We start from the raw sequence: 16143 nt of genomic DNA on the forward strand, positions 1-16143 counted from the left end.
GTAGCGAACGAGGCCGGGGCGACACAGGTCTGTCGACGCGATCAGTGAGTGAACGGCTCGGGCGCACGGATATGACCCTGTGCACCTACACCCCGAGCAAGAGCGAGCTGGTGGACCTGGCGCACCACCGGATGCAGGAACACTCGAGAGAGATGAGGGGACGAAGCGACTGCCCCCGCGATCAGCTGAAGAAGGAGCCGATCGTGTCCATGCCCAGCACCGAGTCCACCGCGAGCCCGCAGAACACCACGGCGAGGTAGTTGTTCGACTGCAGGAACAGGCGCAGCGGCTTCACCGGCTCGCCGCGGCGCACGCCCGCGTACAGCTGGTGCGCCATCAGCAGGAACCAGGCACCTGCGACCAGGGCGATGGCGGCGTAGACGACGCCCGCCGCGGGGACCAGGGCCAGCGTGGTCAGCACGGTCAGCCAGGTGTAGACGAGGATCTGCTTGGTGACGCGCTCCTCGGTCGCGATGACCGGGAGCATCGGCACGCCTGCCGCCTTGTAATCCTCCTTGTAGCGCATGGCGAGCGCCCAGGTGTGCGGCGGCGTCCAGAAGAAGATCACCAGGAACAGCACGATCGGCTCCCAGCTGATCGAGCCGGTGACCGCGGCCCACCCGACCATCACCGGCATGCAACCGGCTGCACCGCCCCAGATCACGTTCTGCCAGGTCCGGCGCTTGAGGATCATCGTGTACACGAGCACGTAGAACGCGATGGTGAGCACGATCAGCACGGCCGCCAGCAGGTTCGTCGCCCACCACAGCCAGGCGAAGGAACCGGCGCCGAGGACGAGTCCGAAGACGAGCGCGTGCGAGGTCGGCACCGCCAGGCGGGCCAATGGCCTGCGGGCGGTCCGCTTCATCACCTTGTCGATGTCCGCGTCGACCACACAGTTGAGCGTGTTGGCGCTCGCCGCGCCCATCCAGCCGCCGAACAGCGTGCTCAGGATGAGCGGGAAGTTCACGTTGCCGCGATCCGCGAGCAGCATCGCCGGGATCGTCGCGACCAGCAGCAGCTCGATCACCCGCGGCTTCGTCAGGGCGAGGTAGGCGAGAACCTTCCCGATCGCCCGGCCCCAGAGGGTGTCGGGCCTTTTCACCTGGGTGGGCTCGGAGCCACCAGCGAGACCGTGTCCGCCATGCTCCACAATCCGCACCATTTCTCCTTGCGACACGCGAGTGACCACCTGATCCTGTCGCGCACCGCTGCGCGCCTGACTTCGCACTACTACACAAGATGGTAGACGGCACGGCGAACAGATCCGAACCGCAGGTCGCACTAACGCCGGTTCCTGCACAGACCGCCCGGTCTCGACACGGCCCTTCGACCGATCGACCGGGATGCGCCCGAGCACTAGTGTTGTCGCGGAACTACCCTTGGCGTTACCGCGTCGCCGTACCCCCACTGTCAGGAGACTTCTGCTCGTGTCGATCACAGACGAGATCCGCGTCCTCACCCAGCCGGTGCACCCCACCGACTGGACGGAGCTAGACACCAAGGCCGTGGACACCGCCCGTGTCCTCGCCGCCGACGCCGTGCAGAAGGTGGGGAACGGCCACCCCGGCACCGCGATGAGCCTCGCGCCGCTCGCGTACACGCTCTTCCAGCGTGTGATGCGGCATGACCCGTCGGACGCCGAATGGGTCGGCCGCGACCGATTCGTCCTGTCCTGTGGACACAGCAGCCTCACGCTGTACCTGCAGCTCTACTTGTCGGGTTACGGCCTCGAGCTCTCCGACATCGAGGCACTGCGCACCTGGGGTTCGCTGACCCCCGGCCACCCCGAGTACGGCCACACCGTCGGCGTCGAGATGACCACCGGCCCGCTCGGCCAGGGTCTGGCCTCGGCCGTCGGCATGGCGATGGCGGCACGCCGCGAGCGCGGGCTGTTCGACCCGGACACCGCCGAGGGCGCCAGCCCGTTCGACCACAACATCTACGTCATCGCCTCCGACGGTGACCTGCAGGAGGGTGTCACCTCCGAGGCCTCCTCGCTCGCGGGTGTCCAGCAGCTCGGCAACCTGATCGTCTTCTACGACGACAACGAGATCTCCATCGAGCACGACACCGCCATCGCGTTCGGCGAGGACGTCGCCAAGCGCTACGAGGCGTACGGCTGGCACGTGCAGCGCGTGGAGGGCGGCGAGAACGTCTCCGCGATGCTCGACGCCGTCGCCGCAGCGCAGGCCGTGACCGACAAGCCGTCGATCATCGTGCTCCGCACCATCATCGGCTACCCCGCCCCGACCAAGATGAACACCGGCGACGTGCACGGCGCGGCGCTCGGTGCGGACGAGGTCGCGGGCGTCAAGGTGGCGCTCGGCTTCGATCCCGAGAAGTCGTTCGACGTCGACCCGGCCGCGCTGGCGCACGCTCGTGAGGTCGCGGTCCGCGGCGCCGCCGCGCGTGCGGCCTGGGATTCCGAGTTCGCGACCTGGGCGGCCCGCGAGCCCGAGCGCAAGGCGCTCTTCGACCGCCTGCAGGCAGGCGAGTTCCCCGCCGGCTGGACCGACATCCTGCCGACCTGGGAGCCCGATGCCAAGGGCGCCGCCACCCGCAAGGCCTCCGCCAAGGTGCTCAACGCGCTCGGCCCGATCCTGCCCGAGCTGTGGGGCGGCTCCGCCGACCTCGCGGGCAGCAACAACACCACCATCGACGGCTCGGACTCCTTTGGCCCGGCGTCGATCTCGACGAAGGACTGGACCGCGCAGCCCTACGGCCGCACCCTGCACTTCGGCATCCGTGAGCACGCGATGGGCTCGATCCTCAACGGCATCGCACTGCACGGCCCGACCCGCCCGTACGGCGGCACCTTCATGGTGTTCAGCGACTACATGCGTCCGGCCGTCCGGCTGGCCGCGCTGATGAAGACGCCCGCGATCTACGTCTGGACGCACGATTCCATCGGGCTCGGCGAGGACGGCCCGACCCACCAGCCGATCGAGCACCTCGCCGCGCTACGCGCGATCCCGAACCTCGCGGTGATCCGTCCGGGTGACGCCAACGAGACTGCGCACGCATGGAAGACCGCCCTGGAGAACAAGACCGGGCCGACCGCGCTCGCCTTGACCCGCCAGGACATCCCGGTGCTCGAGGGCACCAAGGCCGGATCCGTCGACGGCGTTGCGCGCGGCGCCTACGTCCTCACGGAGGCCTCCACCGGCACGCCGGAGGTCATCCTGCTGGCCAGCGGCTCCGAGCTGTACCTGGCCGTCGAGGCCAGGGAGGCCCTCGAGGCGGAGGGCATCGCCACCCGGGTCGTCTCGGTCCCCTGCCTGGACTGGTTCCAGGAGCAGGACCAGGAGTACCGCGATTCGGTGCTGCCGCCCGCGGTCCGCGCCCGCGTCTCCGTCGAGGCCGGCATCGCGATGCCGTGGTACCGGATCATCGGCGACGCCGGTGAGGCCGTCTCGATCGAGCACTTCGGTGCGTCCGCCGACCACAAGACACTGTTCCGCGAGTTCGGTTTCACGGCCGAGGCCGTCACCGCCGCTGCCCGCCGCACCCTCGACCGAGTGAAGGGTTGATCTCGATGAGCGATTCAGTACAGAACGCCAATCTCGCCGCGCTGTCGCAGGCCGGCGTGTCGGTGTGGCTCGACGACCTGTCCCGTGGCCGCCTCGAGTCCGGCAACCTCGCGGCACTCGTCCGGGAGAAGAGCGTCGTCGGTGTCACCACCAACCCGACCATCTTCCAGGGCGCCATCACCAAGGGTCACGAGTACACGATCCAGCTCAAGGAGCTCGCAGGCCGGGGCGCGAACGTGGATGACACGGTCCGCGCGCTGACCACCGACGACGTCCGCGACGCCTGCGACGTGCTGGCCCCGCAGTTCGAGGCCAGCGCGGGCGTGGACGGCCGCGTCTCGATCGAGGTCGATCCCCGGCTGGCCCACGAGACGGACGCGACCGTCGCGCAGGCGATCGAGCTGTGGAAGATCGTCGACCGCCCGAACCTGCTCATCAAGATCCCGGCCACCCTGGCCGGGCTGCCCGCGATCACCCGGGTGATCGCGGAGGGCATCAGCGTGAACGTCACGCTGATCTTCTCGGTGGAGCGGCACAAGGCCGTCATGGACGCGTACCTGGCCGGCCTCGAGGCCGCGAAGGCCGCGGGCCACGACCTCTCCCAGATCCATTCGGTCGCCTCGTTCTTCGTCTCCCGCGTTGACTCGGAGATCGACGCCCGCCTCGAGGCCATCGGCACCGAGGAGGCGCTGGCCCTGCGCGGCAAGGCCGGGCTCGCGAACGCGCGCCTCGCCTACGCCGCATACCAGGAGGTGTTCGAGGGCGGCAGCACCTACGCGGCGCTGGCGGCCTCGGGCGCCCGCGTGCAGCGTCCGCTGTGGGCCTCGACCGGCGTGAAGAACCCCGACTACTCCGACACGCTCTACGTGACGGAGCTTGTCGCACCGAACACGGTGAACACGATGCCGGAGAAGACGATGGACGCGGTGGCCGATCACGGCGTCATCACCGGCGACACCATCACCGGTACCGCCGCCGCCTCGCAGCAGGTCTTCGACGCGATTGCCGCGGCCGGCGTCTCGCTTCCCGAGGTGTTCGAGAAGCTGGAAACCGAAGGAGTCGACAAGTTCGAGGTCTCCTGGAATGAGCTTCTCGAAGCCATTTCCGGGGAACTCGCGGCCGCGTCCGACAAGGGCTGACCCGGTGCCGGGCACGGGCTCCGCTCCGCGGTGGGACAACCCACTCCGGGACGAGAGGGACAAACGACTGCCGCGAATCGCGGGCCCGTGCGCACTGGTGATCTTCGGGGTCACCGGCGATCTCGCACGCAAGAAGCTGATGCCTGCCGTGTACGACCTGGCCAACCGGGGCCTGTTGCCGCCGGGCTTCGCCCTGGTCGGCTTCGCCCGAAGGGACTGGGCGGCCGAGGACTTCGGCAAGGTCGTCCACGACGCGGTCAAGCAGCACTCCCGCACCCCCTTCCGCGAGGAGGTGTGGGAGCGGCTCGCCGAGGGAATCCGGTTCGTGCAGGGCAGCTTCGACGACGATGCGGCGTTCGTCGAGCTGACCAAGACCCTGCGTGATCTCGACGAGGAGCGCGGCACCGGCGGCAACCACGCGTTCTACCTGGCCATTCCGCCCGCCGCGTTCCCCACCGTGTGCGAGCAGCTGTCCAAATCCGGGCTGGCCCAGCCGGTGGAGGACCAGTGGCGACGGGTGGTCATCGAGAAGCCGTTCGGGCACGACCTGGAGAGCGCGAAGGAGCTCAACGCGGTCGTCAACACGGTCTTCCCCGAGGACTCGGTGTTCCGCATCGACCACTACCTCGGCAAGGAGACGGTCCAGAACATCCTGGCGCTGCGCTTCGCAAACCAGCTGTTCGACCCGATCTGGAACGCGCACTACGTCGACCACGTGCAGATCACCATGGCGGAGGACATCGGGCTCGGCGGCCGGGCGGGGTACTACGACGGCATCGGTGCCGCCCGCGACGTCATCCAGAACCACCTGCTGCAGCTGCTCGCGTTCACCGCGATGGAGGAGCCCGTCAGCTTCGAGCCCTCCGAGCTGCAGTCCGAGAAGATCAAGGTGCTCTCCGCGACCAGGCTCGCGGAGCCCCTCGACGAGACCACCGCGCGCGGTCAGTACGCGGGCGGGTGGCAGGGCGGCCAGCGAGTGGTCGGCCTGCTCGACGAGGATGGCTTTTCGAAGGACTCCACCACGGAGACCTTCGCCGCGATCACCCTCGAGGTGGACACCCGCCGCTGGGCGGGCGTCCCGTTCTACCTCCGCACCGGAAAACGTTTGGGCCGCAGGGTCACCGAGATCGCGGTGGTGTTCAAGCGGGCACCGCACCTGCCGTTCGACAAGACCATGACCGAGGAACTCGGCCAGAACGCGCTGGTGATCCGGGTGCAGCCGGACGAGGGCGTGACGATGCGGTTCGGCTCCAAGGTGCCCGGGTCCTCCATGGAGGTCCGCGACGTCAACATGGACTTCAGCTACGGCCAGGCGTTCACCGAGTCCTCCCCCGAGGCCTACGAGCGCCTCATCCTCGACGTGCTGCTCGGCGAGCCGTCGCTGTTCCCCGTCAACGCCGAGGTCGAGCTGTCCTGGAAGATCCTCGACCCGGTGCTCGAGCACTGGGCCGAGTCCGGCAAGCCCGAACCGTACGAGGCCGGCACCTGGGGTCCGGAGTCGGCGCAGGAGATGCTCCGTCGCACCGGACGTGAATGGAGAAGGCCGTGACAATCGTGGAGGCGCTCCAGTGATCATCGACATCCCCTCGACGACCACCGAGAAGATCAACAAGAAGCTCGTCGAGGTCCGCGAGACCGGCGGTGCGGTGACCCTCGGTCGGGTGCTGACGCTCGTCGTCTGCACCCTGGACAGCGAGAACGCCGAGGACGTCATCGACGCGGCCAACGAGGCGAGTCGCGAGCATCCGTGTCGGGTGATCGTGGTCGCGCGCGGCGACCGGTCGGCCGAGACGCGGCTCGACGCGCAGATCCGGGTCGGCGGCGACGCGGGCGCGTCGGAGGTCGTGGTGCTGCGGCTCCACGGTGAGCTCGCCGACCACGAGAGCAGCGTGGTCGTGCCCTTCCTTCTCCCCGACACCCCGGTGGTGGCGTGGTGGCCCGACAAGAGCCCGCCGTTCCCCGCGCTGGATCCGGTGGGGCGGTTGGCGATCCGCCGCATCACGGATGCGACCGGGGCGCGGGACCCGCTGGCCACCATCAAGTCGCGGCTGCAGTCGTACACCGCCGGCGACACCGACCTCGCGTGGAGTCGCATCACCTACTGGCGGGCGCTGCTCACCTCCGCGCTCGACCAACCGCCGTACGAGCGGATCGTCTCCGCGACGGTGTCCGGCCTCGCCGAGGAACCCGCCGTCGACATGATCGCCGGGTGGCTGGCCAGCCGCATCGACGGGCCGGTCCGACGGGTGGCAGGCGAGCTGAGGGTCGTCCTGGAGCGCGAGACCGGGTCGGTGACGCTCAGCAGGCCGCAGACCGGCAAGACCGCGACCCTGAGCCGACTCGGGGCACCGGATTCCCTTGTCTCGCTTGCTCGTCGAGAGACCCGCGACTGCCTGGCCGAGGAGCTGCGCCGCCTCGACCCGGACGAGATCTACCACGCGGCGCTCTCCGGGCTGACGAAGGTGAACTATGAGTGACAACGTGAGCGTGCAGACCTACGCCGATTCCGATGAGCTGGTGACGGCCGCGGCCGCCCAGTTCGTCGACGTGATCGTCGCCGCGCAGGCCGAGCGCGGGGAGGCCGCGGTGGTGCTCACCGGCGGCGGGAACGGGATCGGGCTGCTGCGCAAGGTCCGGGAGAATCCGGGCGCCGTCGACTGGTCCAAGGTCGACTTCTACTGGGGCGATGAGCGATTCCTGCCCCGGGGAGATCCGGACCGCAACGAGGTCCAGGCGCACGAGGCACTGCTCGACCACGTGCCGGTGACGCCTGCCCGCCTGCACCCGATGCCCTACGGCGACGGGCTGTACGCGGGCGACCCCGATGCCGCGGCCGTCGCCTACAGCCACCTGCTCAGCGCGCACGCCGGGTCGAACTCGATCCCCGAGTTCGACGTCCACCTGCTCGGCATGGGCGGCGAGGGTCACATCAACTCGCTGTTCCCCGACACCGATGCCGTGCGCGAGGACAAGCGGTTCGTCGTGGGGGTCACCGACTCCCCCAAGCCGCCTGCGCAGCGGGTCACCCTGACGCTTCCGGCCGTGCGGCGGGCCAAGCGCGTGTGGCTGCTGGTCGCGGGCGCGGACAAGGCCGAGGCCGTGAGCGCGGCGCTGTCGGGCGCTCTCCCCGTGGACATTCCGTCGGCCGGTGCGATCGGTTCCGAGTCGACCATCTGGATGCTCGACAAGGCCGCTGCCGCGGACCTGCCCGCGAGCTGACGCTCAGCCCTCATCCGGTTCGTCCTCCACAACGGGAGGACGGACCGGGTGTATCTCGGGCGCACCCCACACCTCGCGCGGCACCGCCGCCGATCGGCAGCCGCTGCGGATCGCGGGGCGGTTGCGTGACCGCTTGTCGATTCCCCCACGCCATGCTGCCTGCGCTCCTGAGCAGTCGGTCATCGCGGGACTCCCTCCTCGGCCTTTTGCGACCGTTGGGGAGTTTGACGCGAGAACGTGCGCAGCGGTTCCACCGTTAGGTCGGCTACGGAGTTGACTGCGTACACCCGCCCCTGCAACACCGGATTGGAGTCCTTCTCTGTGATCGGTCGGAAGCTGCGCGAGCTCCTGCTAGCCGCGGCCGCGGTGGTATCAGGGGTGGCAGTGGTCGCGCTTGTCCCCATTTCTGCCTCCGACCAGGACACACGAGACACCCGGCCGATGCCAGACCACGCGATGACTCGTACCGGCCAGACGACCGGCACGGTGCAGACGTGGAACGCCGAGGAGGGGTGGGGAGTCATTGACTCCGCACAGACACCGGATGGTTGCTGGGCCTTCTACAGCAGCATTGTCGGCGAGGGGTTCCGCACGTTGACTGTCGGGGCGACCGTCTCACTCGAGTGGGAACAGGTGATCGATCAGGATGGCTACCGGTATCGCGCCACACGGGTGGAACAGCACGACAGCTGACAAGGCGAGAGCTGCGGCCGAGTCTCGAGCACCGCGCCCGGGGCAGGTCATCTCATTGGCACTGCTGACCGTTGATGCGCTTCTGGGGTAGCCAGGTCGCCAACGTGCGGCCGAGTGTCGCGACGAGGCGTTCGCCGAACACACACAACGTGCGCTCCCAGGGATGCCCGAACGTACCCTCCGCGAACCCTTCTCTCGCGAAGATGTAGTAGTCACCATTCGGGTAGACCGGTACTCGCCACTCGGCATCTCGTGTCGCGGCATGGGTGGCGGCGTCGAACGAGTAACCCGGATGCTGCCAATCGAGGACAACGAACGTCGGGTCATCGGCGAACTCGGTGACGAAGCATCGCAAGGCCTCGGCATTGACCGCGTCGCATCGAGCGGACCCGGACCCCGGGGCACCACCGATATTTGCGAGATCGAAGGTCACCGACGGCGTCGGCTCGGCGACCGCCGGCCACGCCTCGGGCGACACGCCTGGGCGGAAGCCGCCGAACCTGTCGACGAAGGCGGTCCAGTGCCTTTGCCGGTCGTCCTCGGTCAGTGCGGCCCATCCCGGCGGTAGTGGACTACCGAAGTCGAGCGTGTATCTCATGTGTGTCCGTCCGTGGTCGACAGCGCGACGGCGAGAACCTTCTAGCCTGCCCGAACCAGCGCAGGACGCTTCCAGAGGCACACGATCACTAACGTGTTTGCCGCAACCATCACAAGGTAGGGGACGACAAACAGCGCTGTCCCGAGAAACGACAGCGGTCCTGCCCAACTGTTCGGGTCGTGATGTTCGGGCGGAGTGGTCAGATCGGCGATAGCGCCGACGGCAAGCGCACCGGCTACGAGCATCATCGCCGAGCTCCCGAGCGAAGACAGCCAGCGACCAAGGTGGAACTTCCAGGGCAGTACACCCGCGCCGAACAGCGAGACCGCAACCAACGGAACGAACACCACCAGACCAAAGATGCCGATGAGATTCCACATCGCCAGCACATCGCCGACCCACGATCCGCGATTGTCCTCGACGAAGGCGCCCAGTAACGACACGACCAGAAGCATCAACGGCAGCAACGCAACCCAGATCACGTGGACGCTGTCGCGACGGTGCCAACCGCCTCTTGCTTTCAGCAGGAGGGTTCTGCTCGCCGGTTCAGCCATTGCGTCACACTATGTCGGTTCCATGCTCGACGTCCTGGAGGCCGCTGTGCTGGGCAAATATCGGGCGCACCCTCACCTCGCGACAATCTCGGCAACCGACACCACCCGGCCGGTGAGCTCCGCGATGAGCTCGAGCGCCGCCGCGTGCCTGCCCTTCGTATGGTCGGCGGTCGCCTCGACGGCGACGAAGCACTGCACGTCTCGCGCGAACGCATCAAAGGTCGTCGCGAGGATGCCCGCCGACGCGAAGACGCCCGCGACGACCAACTGGTCACGGCCGGTGCGGCGCAGCTCCTCGGCGAGATCGGTCGCGAAGAAGGCGCTGTAGCTGCGCTTGCGCACCCACGTCACGCCCGATGCGAGCGAGTCGATCGCCGTCTCGGCCGATTGGCACTCCGTCGGGCCCATCCCCCACAGTTCCCCGAGCAGGCCGCGCTGCCTCGGCTCGGTGGCCGCGCGAGGGGCGCTCCCGATCACGGGGACTCCCCGGTCTGCGGCCCAGTTCACCAACCTGGACGTCTCGGCGACCACTCTCGAACGAACCCCGCTCGCAAGCACATCCGCGTAGTACGGCTGGAGGTCGTGGACGAGCAGCGCCGACCGCTCGACGTCAGACGTCCACCCCGGACCTGCGGGCATCGCGAGCAGATCACGCGAATCGTAGTCCTCGACCGTCACGTCAAAGGTCGCCATCGGCGGATCGTCCCCTCCCTCGCCCGAACGTCGATCCGCTACCCGCTGTTGCGCAGCGCCGTGGCCAGGCCGTTCATCGTCAGCTGGATTCCGCGCCGCACCAGATCGCTGTCGTCGCCGGAACGATACCGACGCAGCAGCTCCACCTGCAGATGGTTCAGCGGCTCGAGGTACGGGAACCGGTTGTGCACCGACCTCCGCAGTCCCGGGTTGTCGGCCAGCAGGTCGTCGTTGCCGGTGATCGCCTTGTACATCGCTATCGTCCGCGCGTGCTCGGCGGTGATCTTGCCGAACACCCTCTCCCGCAACGCCACATCCGGCACCAGCTCCGCGTAGCGCGCCGCCAGGCCCATGTCCGACTTCGACATGACCATCGCCATGTTCGAGAGCACCGTACGGAAGAACGGCCACCGCCCGTACAACTCCGTGAGCCTCGCCAGGCGCGCCGGATCGCCGCCGACCCACTCCTCGAATGCCGTCCCCGTGCCGTACCAGCCCGGCAGCATCACGCGGGACTGGCTCCAGGACAACACCCACGGGATCGCCCGCAGGTCCGCGATCGACTTGGTGGCCTTCCGCGAGGCCGGCCGACTGCCGATGTTCAGCGCGCCGATCTCGGCGACCGGCGTCGAGGTGGTGAAGTACTCCACGAACCCGGGTGTGTCGTGCACCAGGTCGCTGTACGCGACCCGGGCCGCCGCGGCCAGCTCGTCGAGCACCGCGTACGCCGGTTCCGCGTCCGTGCCGAGCCCCTCCACATCCAGCAGCGTGGACTCGAGCGTCGCCGCGAGCAGGGTTTCCAGATTGCGGTGCGCCAGTCGGGGTTCGGCGTACTTCGCGGCGATCACCTCGCCCTGCTCGGTGATGCGGAGCGACCCCGCCACCGCGCCCGGCGGCTGCGCGAGGATCGCCTCGTAGCTCGGTCCCCCACCACGCCCGACGGTGCCGCCACGACCGTGGAAGAGCCGCAGCCGAATTCCCGCCGACCGCGTCGCGTCCACCAGGTCGAGCTCGGCCCGGTACAGCGCCCAGTTCGCCGCGAGGTACCCGCCGTCCTTGTTCGAGTCCGAGTACCCCAACATCACCTCCTGCCGACCGCCGCGGGCGGTCAGCAACGCGCGGTACACCGGCACATCCAGCACCGCGGTCAGCGTCGCCGCCCCGCCCTGCAAGTCCTCGATGGTCTCGAACAGCGGGACGATCCCGACCGGGCACGACGGCGCGGACCCATTCGCCCCCGGATCGAGCAGGCCGACCTCCTTGAGCAGCACCGCCGCCTCCAGCATGTCGCTGACGGAGGTGCACATGCTGATGATGTAGTTCGGGATCGACCCCGCCCCGATGCTCTTGACGGCCTCCGCCCCCGCCGCCAGGATCGCCAGTTCGGAGGTGGTCAACTCGCCGAACCGGGCCCCGGGACCCACCAGCGGCCGCCGCATCCCGAGCTCGGCCGTCAACAACGCGACCCGCTCCTGCTCGGACAGCGACGGGTAGTCCGGATGCACACCCGCCCATGCGAACAGCTCCGCGATCACCTGCTCGTGCACCTCCGAGTTCTGCCGCATGTCCAGTCCGGACAGGTGGAATCCGAACGCCTGCACCGACTCACGCATCGTCGCGAGCCGGTCCTCGGCTACCAGTTCGTCGCCGTGCCCGCGCAGCGAGGCGTCCATCACGTCGAGCTCGGTGAGCAGCTCCGCCGCCGTGCCGAACGGCTCCAGGCCCGGCTGATGAAGGGCCGACCTCGACAGCGCGACCTCGGCCCCGCCGAGGATGCGGACCGCGGTCGCCGTGAGCCGCCCCCGGATCCCGCGCAGCGCACGCCGATACGACTCGTCCGACCGGAACGGCGAGTCGTCGCCCGACGCGTCCGCGAGGGCCCGCAGCGCCGCCGAGGAGTCGACGAGCCGATCCGACATGGACAGTTCCCGCTCGAGCAGCTCGAGCTCACCGAGATGGTGTTCGAGCGCGGTGGCCGCGGCCCGCCGGGTCGCCCGGCGCACCACGTCCGCCGTCACGAAGGGATTCCCGTCGCGGTCGCCGCCGATCCAGGATCCGAGGGTGAGCATCGGCTCGGCCAGTAGGTTCGCCTCCGGCCACCGTCGCCGGAGTTCCGCGCGCAGCTGGGCATTGATTTTCGGAACCACCTCGAACAGGGCCGCGTCGTAGTACCGCAGACCCACTTCGATCTCGTCCTGGATCCGCAACCGCGAGAGCCGGATCAGGGCCGTCTGCCACAGGGTGAGGATCTGCCGGTGCAGGTCGCGGTCGACTCCCGCCAGTTCGCCCGGGTCCAGCTCCGTGCGCTCGCGGAATCGCATCAGCTCGGTGATCCGGTGCTGGGTTTCGAAGACCGTCCGGCGGCGGGTCTCTGTCGGGTGCGCGGTGATCACCGGCACCACCGACGCGCCCTCGAGCTCATGGGACACGGTCGCCGGATCGAGTTGCGCCGCATCGAGTTTCCGGTATGTCGCGGCGAGGCTGCTGTCCTGCGGCGGCTCGCCCGCCCGGACGTGGACCGCCCGGCGCCGCTCGCGGTGCAGGTCTTCCGCGAGGTTCGCCAGGAGGGCGAAGTGGCTGAAGGCGCGGATGACCGGGATCGCGACGCCGACATCGACGCTCGAGAACAGGGCGGCCAGTTCGGCGCGATCGATCTCCGATCGGCGCACCCGGAACGACTCGACCCGGGCGCGCTCGACCAGCTCGAAGACCTCGTCGCCCGCCTGCTCGCGGATGATCTCGCCGAGAATCCCGCCGAGCAGCCGGATGTCCTCGCGCAGCGGTTCGGTGGCCTCCCGCGGAGGCTCGGCCGGGTGGTGGGGACGCGGACCCTCGTGCACGGGCAACGGGTTCATGGAACCAGTATCGGTGCTCAGCCCCGTCCCGGCAGGATCAGGACGCCCAGATGCGGTGGTGTCGTCAGCTGTACTTGATCTGGAGACCGATGCCGAGGATCGCGATCAGCCAGATGATGGCCGTGAACACGGTGAGCCGGTCGAGGTTCTTCTCGACGACCGTGGAACCGGACAGGCTGGACTGCACGCCGCCGCCGAACAGGCTGGACAGGCCGCCGCCCTTACCACGGTGCAGCAGCACCAGCAGGATCAGCAGCAGGCTGGTGATCACCAGCAGGATGTCCAGGAACAGTTCCATGTATTCTCCACGCCTTCGCTGACGGATACGGCCACAAGTCGCCCAAGCCTACCGTTCGGCCCGCCATGGACTCGTATCGGACCGGATTGTGAGCCGTCCAACACGAATTGTGACCGCTGAGCGGGAGGAACGGCCGTCATTCGAGACAGCGGAGCGCCCACGTGACTACCTTCGCCTCCCGACAGACCACAAATCCGACCGGAAGGTTCTTCATGTCTCGACACGGTTCCAGGATCGCGGGATCTCTGCTGGTGACGAGCGGAGTGCTGCTCGCCGGTTTCAGCGGCGCCGGGCTCGCGCAGGCCGACCCGATCCTTCCCCCGGCGCTCGCCGAACTGCTCAACTCCGGGTCCGCCGGCCTCAGTAGCGTCGGCGCCGGCCAGACCGCGCCGGACGCACCGCGGCTCGCCAGCATCGACAACTTCCGCGATGTCGCAGGCACCGGAGCCGGGTACGCGGGAGCGCACGGCAAGAACGTCAACAAGGGCCTGTTCTACCGCGCCAACGCGATCGTCCCGAACGACGCCGACATGGCGACGCTGACCGGACTGAAGCTCTCCACCGTCTACGACCTCCGCGCCGACGACGAGGTCGCCCAGAAGCAGGACGTGCTGCCCGCAGGCGTCACCTACAAGCGCATCCCGATCCTCTCCGGCAACATCAACGAGATGCTCGGGAAGATCAAGTCCCCCGAGGACGCCCGGAAGATGATGCAGGACATGAACCGCGCCTTCGTCACTGGTTCGGTCGAGCGGTCGAAGTTCAACGAACTCCTCACCGACATGGCGAACACCGACGGCGGCCAGGTCTTCCACTGCACCGCGGGCAAGGACCGCACCGGCTGGACCTCGGCCCTGCTGCTCAGCATCGCGGGCGTGTCGAGCCAGACGATCATGGACGACTACCTGCTGACCAACGAGTACGCCAAGGACTCGATCGCCAAGAACACCGAGGGCCTCAAGCGCGCATTCGGTGACGCATACGTCAACTTCATCCCACTGGTCACCGTCGAGTCGAGCTTCCTGCAGGCCGGCCTCGACCAGGTCAAGGCGGATTACGGCACCGTCGACAAGTACCTGACCGACGGCCTCGGCCTGGATCAGGCCACCATCGGCAAGCTGAAGGCCAAGCTGCTCCGCTGATGTGACCCTCGCGGAACGCCGGTGGGCGCGCGGCCCGAAGCCACGCGCCCACCGGCGTTCCGCGTTCCGCTACCGCGGGGTGAGCACGACCAGCGGGATCGGGCGGTCGGTGTGCCGCTGGTAGCCGCTGTAGCGGCCGCCGTTGTTCGCGTCGGCCGCCGCGAACAGCCGCGCGTAGTCCGCGTCCTCCGGCCCGATCAGGCGGGCGGTGACCGGCACGGTGGTGGTGCCGACCCGGACCGAGGCATCCGGACGTGCCCGCAGGTTGAAGTACCAGCCGGGCGATCGCGGTGCGCCGCCGTTGGGGGCCACCACCACGTAGTCCCGACCGTCCTGCACATAGGTGAGGCTGTTGACCCGCGCCTGCCCGGTCTTCGCGCCGACGGTGTCCAGCAGCAGGCACGGCACCCCGAGGATCCGGTGGCCGATCCGGCCGTTCGTGCGCTCGTAGACCCACTGATGCGCCTTCAACACCTGGACCCCGATCTTCTTGACCGCGGGGATCTCCTCGAACTTCACCGGACGCTCCTCTAGTCGACGACAACTAAATGTTACCTCTCGACACATAAAACGCCGATGGGCGCGCGATCCGAAGACCACGCGCCCACCGGCGTTCGTTCTGCGACCGTCAGATCACGGCAGCGGACCGCCCGCAGCAATCGCCGAGAGCGTCGCGAACTCGTCAGCCTTGAGCGAGGCGCCGCCGACGAGGGCACCGTCCACGTCCGACTGGCCGACGATCTCGCCGACGTTCTTCGCGTTCACCGAGCCGCCGTAGAGGACGCGAACGCCCGCCGCGACCTCCGCCGACGCCAGCGTCGCGAGCTCGCCGCGAACCGCCTTGCAGACCTCCTGCGCATCCGCCGGAGTCGCCACCCGGCCGGTGCCGATGGCCCACACCGGCTCGTATGCGACGACGACCTTGGCGATCTCGTCCGCGGACAGGCCGGCGAGGGATCCACGCAGCTGCTCCAGGTTGTACTCCACCTGATTGCCTGCCTCGCGGATCTCCAGACCCTCACCGATGCACACGATGGGGGTCAGGCCGTTCTTCAGCGCCGCCTTGGTCTTGGCGAGCACCGTCTCGTTCGACTCCCCGTGCAGGGTGCGACGCTCCGAGTGGCCCACCACCGCGAAGGTGCAGCCCAGCTTGGCCAGCATGGCACCGCTGATCTCGCCGGTGTAGGCGCCGGAATCGTGAGCGGAGACATCCTGCGCACCGTAGGTGAGCAGGAGCTTGTCGCCCTCGACCAGCGTCTGCACGCTGCGGATATCCGTGAACGGCGGGATCACCGTCACGTCGACCTTGTCGAAGTACTTCGCGGGCAGCGAGAACGCGATCTTCTGCACCAGGGCGATGGCCTCGAAGTGGTTGAGGTTCATCTTCCAGTTGCCCGCGATGAGCGGCTTACGTGCCAT

The 16143-nt window shown here is 68.4% G+C and carries 15 protein-coding genes; 7 read left to right on the forward strand and 8 right to left on the reverse strand.

The window, feature by feature from the left end:
* Positions 1 to 181 precede the first annotated feature (181 nt).
* Positions 182 to 1165, reverse strand: a complete 984-nt coding sequence (locus tag C8K38_RS01230; protein ID WP_097209858.1) for a heme o synthase — start codon at positions 1163 to 1165, stop codon at positions 182 to 184.
* 265 nt (positions 1166 to 1430) lie between these two features.
* Between C8K38_RS01230 and tkt the strand changes: the two genes are divergently transcribed.
* The 6 genes from tkt (at position 1431) to C8K38_RS27465 (ending at position 8584) form a co-directional block, all read left to right on the forward strand.
* Positions 1431 to 3533 carry a transketolase gene (gene tkt / locus C8K38_RS01235; RefSeq protein WP_097209859.1) on the forward strand — a complete coding sequence of 701 codons (2103 nt, stop codon included), beginning with the start codon at positions 1431 to 1433 and terminating at the stop codon, positions 3531 to 3533.
* 5 nt (positions 3534 to 3538) lie between these two features.
* Positions 3539 to 4672 carry a transaldolase gene (gene tal, locus C8K38_RS01240; RefSeq protein ID WP_097209977.1) on the forward strand — a complete coding sequence of 378 codons (1134 nt, stop codon included), beginning with the start codon at positions 3539 to 3541 and terminating at the stop codon, positions 4670 to 4672.
* Positions 4617 to 6221, forward strand: coding sequence for a glucose-6-phosphate dehydrogenase (zwf, locus tag C8K38_RS01245; RefSeq protein WP_257016973.1), 1605 nt, complete (start codon positions 4617 to 4619; stop codon positions 6219 to 6221). Before tal ends, zwf begins: the two co-directional genes overlap by 56 nt.
* Before the next feature lie 19 nt (positions 6222 to 6240).
* Positions 6241 to 7149, forward strand: coding sequence for a glucose-6-phosphate dehydrogenase assembly protein OpcA (opcA, locus tag C8K38_RS01250; RefSeq protein ID WP_097209861.1), 909 nt, complete (start codon positions 6241 to 6243; stop codon positions 7147 to 7149).
* On the forward strand, positions 7142 to 7891 hold the full coding sequence (gene pgl / locus C8K38_RS01255) for a 6-phosphogluconolactonase (RefSeq protein ID WP_097209862.1): 750 nt from the start codon (positions 7142 to 7144) through the stop codon (positions 7889 to 7891). Before opcA ends, pgl begins: the two co-directional genes overlap by 8 nt.
* Positions 7892 to 8164: 273 nt before the next feature.
* A complete protein-coding gene (locus tag C8K38_RS27465) occupies positions 8165 to 8584 on the forward strand; it encodes a cold-shock protein (RefSeq protein ID WP_257016974.1) in 420 nt (139 codons plus the stop codon).
* A gap of 52 nt (positions 8585 to 8636) precedes the next feature.
* On the opposite strand, the gene C8K38_RS01265 is transcribed toward C8K38_RS27465, so the two are convergent.
* The 5 genes from C8K38_RS01265 to secG form a co-directional block, all read right to left on the reverse strand.
* The gene (locus tag C8K38_RS01265; protein ID WP_097209863.1) at positions 8637 to 9182 is read right to left on the reverse strand and encodes a DUF2716 domain-containing protein; all 546 of its coding nucleotides are present in this window, start codon (positions 9180 to 9182) and stop codon (positions 8637 to 8639) included.
* 41 nt (positions 9183 to 9223) lie between these two features.
* Positions 9224 to 9736, reverse strand: coding sequence for a hypothetical protein (locus C8K38_RS01270; RefSeq protein WP_143548364.1), 513 nt, complete (start codon positions 9734 to 9736; stop codon positions 9224 to 9226).
* Positions 9737 to 9808: 72 nt separating this feature from the next.
* A complete protein-coding gene (locus C8K38_RS01275) occupies positions 9809 to 10429 on the reverse strand; it encodes an isochorismatase family protein (RefSeq protein ID WP_097209865.1) in 621 nt (206 codons plus the stop codon).
* Between the two features lie 38 nt (positions 10430 to 10467).
* Positions 10468 to 13284 (reverse strand): phosphoenolpyruvate carboxylase, encoded by a 2817-nt coding sequence (gene ppc / locus C8K38_RS01280; RefSeq protein WP_097209866.1) that lies wholly within the window; start codon positions 13282 to 13284, stop codon positions 10468 to 10470.
* 64 nt (positions 13285 to 13348) lie between these two features.
* Positions 13349 to 13582: a preprotein translocase subunit SecG gene (gene secG, locus C8K38_RS01285; RefSeq protein WP_097209867.1), complete on the reverse strand. Its 234-nt coding sequence runs from the start codon at positions 13580 to 13582 to the stop codon at positions 13349 to 13351.
* A 251-nt stretch (positions 13583 to 13833) separates the two neighbouring features.
* On the opposite strand from secG, the gene C8K38_RS01290 reads away from it, so the two are divergent.
* Positions 13834 to 14724, forward strand: a complete 891-nt coding sequence (locus C8K38_RS01290) for a tyrosine-protein phosphatase (RefSeq protein ID WP_257016975.1) — start codon at positions 13834 to 13836, stop codon at positions 14722 to 14724.
* Between the two features lie 69 nt (positions 14725 to 14793).
* Here the strand turns inward: C8K38_RS01290 and C8K38_RS01295 are convergent, their stop codons facing one another.
* Together C8K38_RS01295 and tpiA are read right to left on the reverse strand one after the other, a co-directional pair.
* Positions 14794 to 15243 carry a nitroreductase family deazaflavin-dependent oxidoreductase gene (locus tag C8K38_RS01295; protein WP_257016976.1) on the reverse strand — a complete coding sequence of 150 codons (450 nt, stop codon included), beginning with the start codon at positions 15241 to 15243 and terminating at the stop codon, positions 14794 to 14796.
* Positions 15244 to 15357: 114 nt separating this feature from the next.
* Entirely contained in the window at positions 15358 to 16143 is a 786-nt protein-coding gene (gene tpiA, locus C8K38_RS01300; protein WP_097209870.1) for a triose-phosphate isomerase, read from the reverse strand.

Source organism: Rhodococcus sp. OK611 (assembly GCF_003050885.1).
In the GTDB taxonomy this organism is placed as follows: Bacteria; Actinomycetota; Actinomycetes; order Mycobacteriales; family Mycobacteriaceae; genus Rhodococcus_G; species Rhodococcus_G oryzae.

Excerpts from the sequence above, each read along its gene's own strand:
- C8K38_RS01230 (WP_097209858.1), bottom strand. The coding sequence starts at position 1,165 with ATGGTGCGGATTGTGGAGCATGGCGGACACGGTCTCGCTGGTGGCTCC.
- C8K38_RS01270 (WP_143548364.1), bottom strand. The coding sequence starts at position 9,736 with ATGGCTGAACCGGCGAGCAGAACCCTCCTGCTGAAAGCAAGAGGCGGT.
- C8K38_RS01275 (WP_097209865.1), bottom strand. The coding sequence starts at position 10,429 with ATGGCGACCTTTGACGTGACGGTCGAGGACTACGATTCGCGTGATCTG.
- C8K38_RS01265 (WP_097209863.1), bottom strand. The coding sequence starts at position 9,182 with ATGAGATACACGCTCGACTTCGGTAGTCCACTACCGCCGGGATGGGCC.
- zwf (WP_257016973.1), top strand. The coding sequence starts at position 4,617 with ATGAGCTTCTCGAAGCCATTTCCGGGGAACTCGCGGCCGCGTCCGACA.
- tal (WP_097209977.1), top strand. The coding sequence starts at position 3,539 with ATGAGCGATTCAGTACAGAACGCCAATCTCGCCGCGCTGTCGCAGGCC.
- pgl (WP_097209862.1), top strand. The coding sequence starts at position 7,142 with ATGAGTGACAACGTGAGCGTGCAGACCTACGCCGATTCCGATGAGCTG.
- tpiA (WP_097209870.1), bottom strand. The coding sequence starts at position 16,143 with ATGGCACGTAAGCCGCTCATCGCGGGCAACTGGAAGATGAACCTCAAC.
- ppc (WP_097209866.1), bottom strand. The coding sequence starts at position 13,284 with ATGAACCCGTTGCCCGTGCACGAGGGTCCGCGTCCCCACCACCCGGCC.
- secG (WP_097209867.1), bottom strand. The coding sequence starts at position 13,582 with ATGGAACTGTTCCTGGACATCCTGCTGGTGATCACCAGCCTGCTGCTG.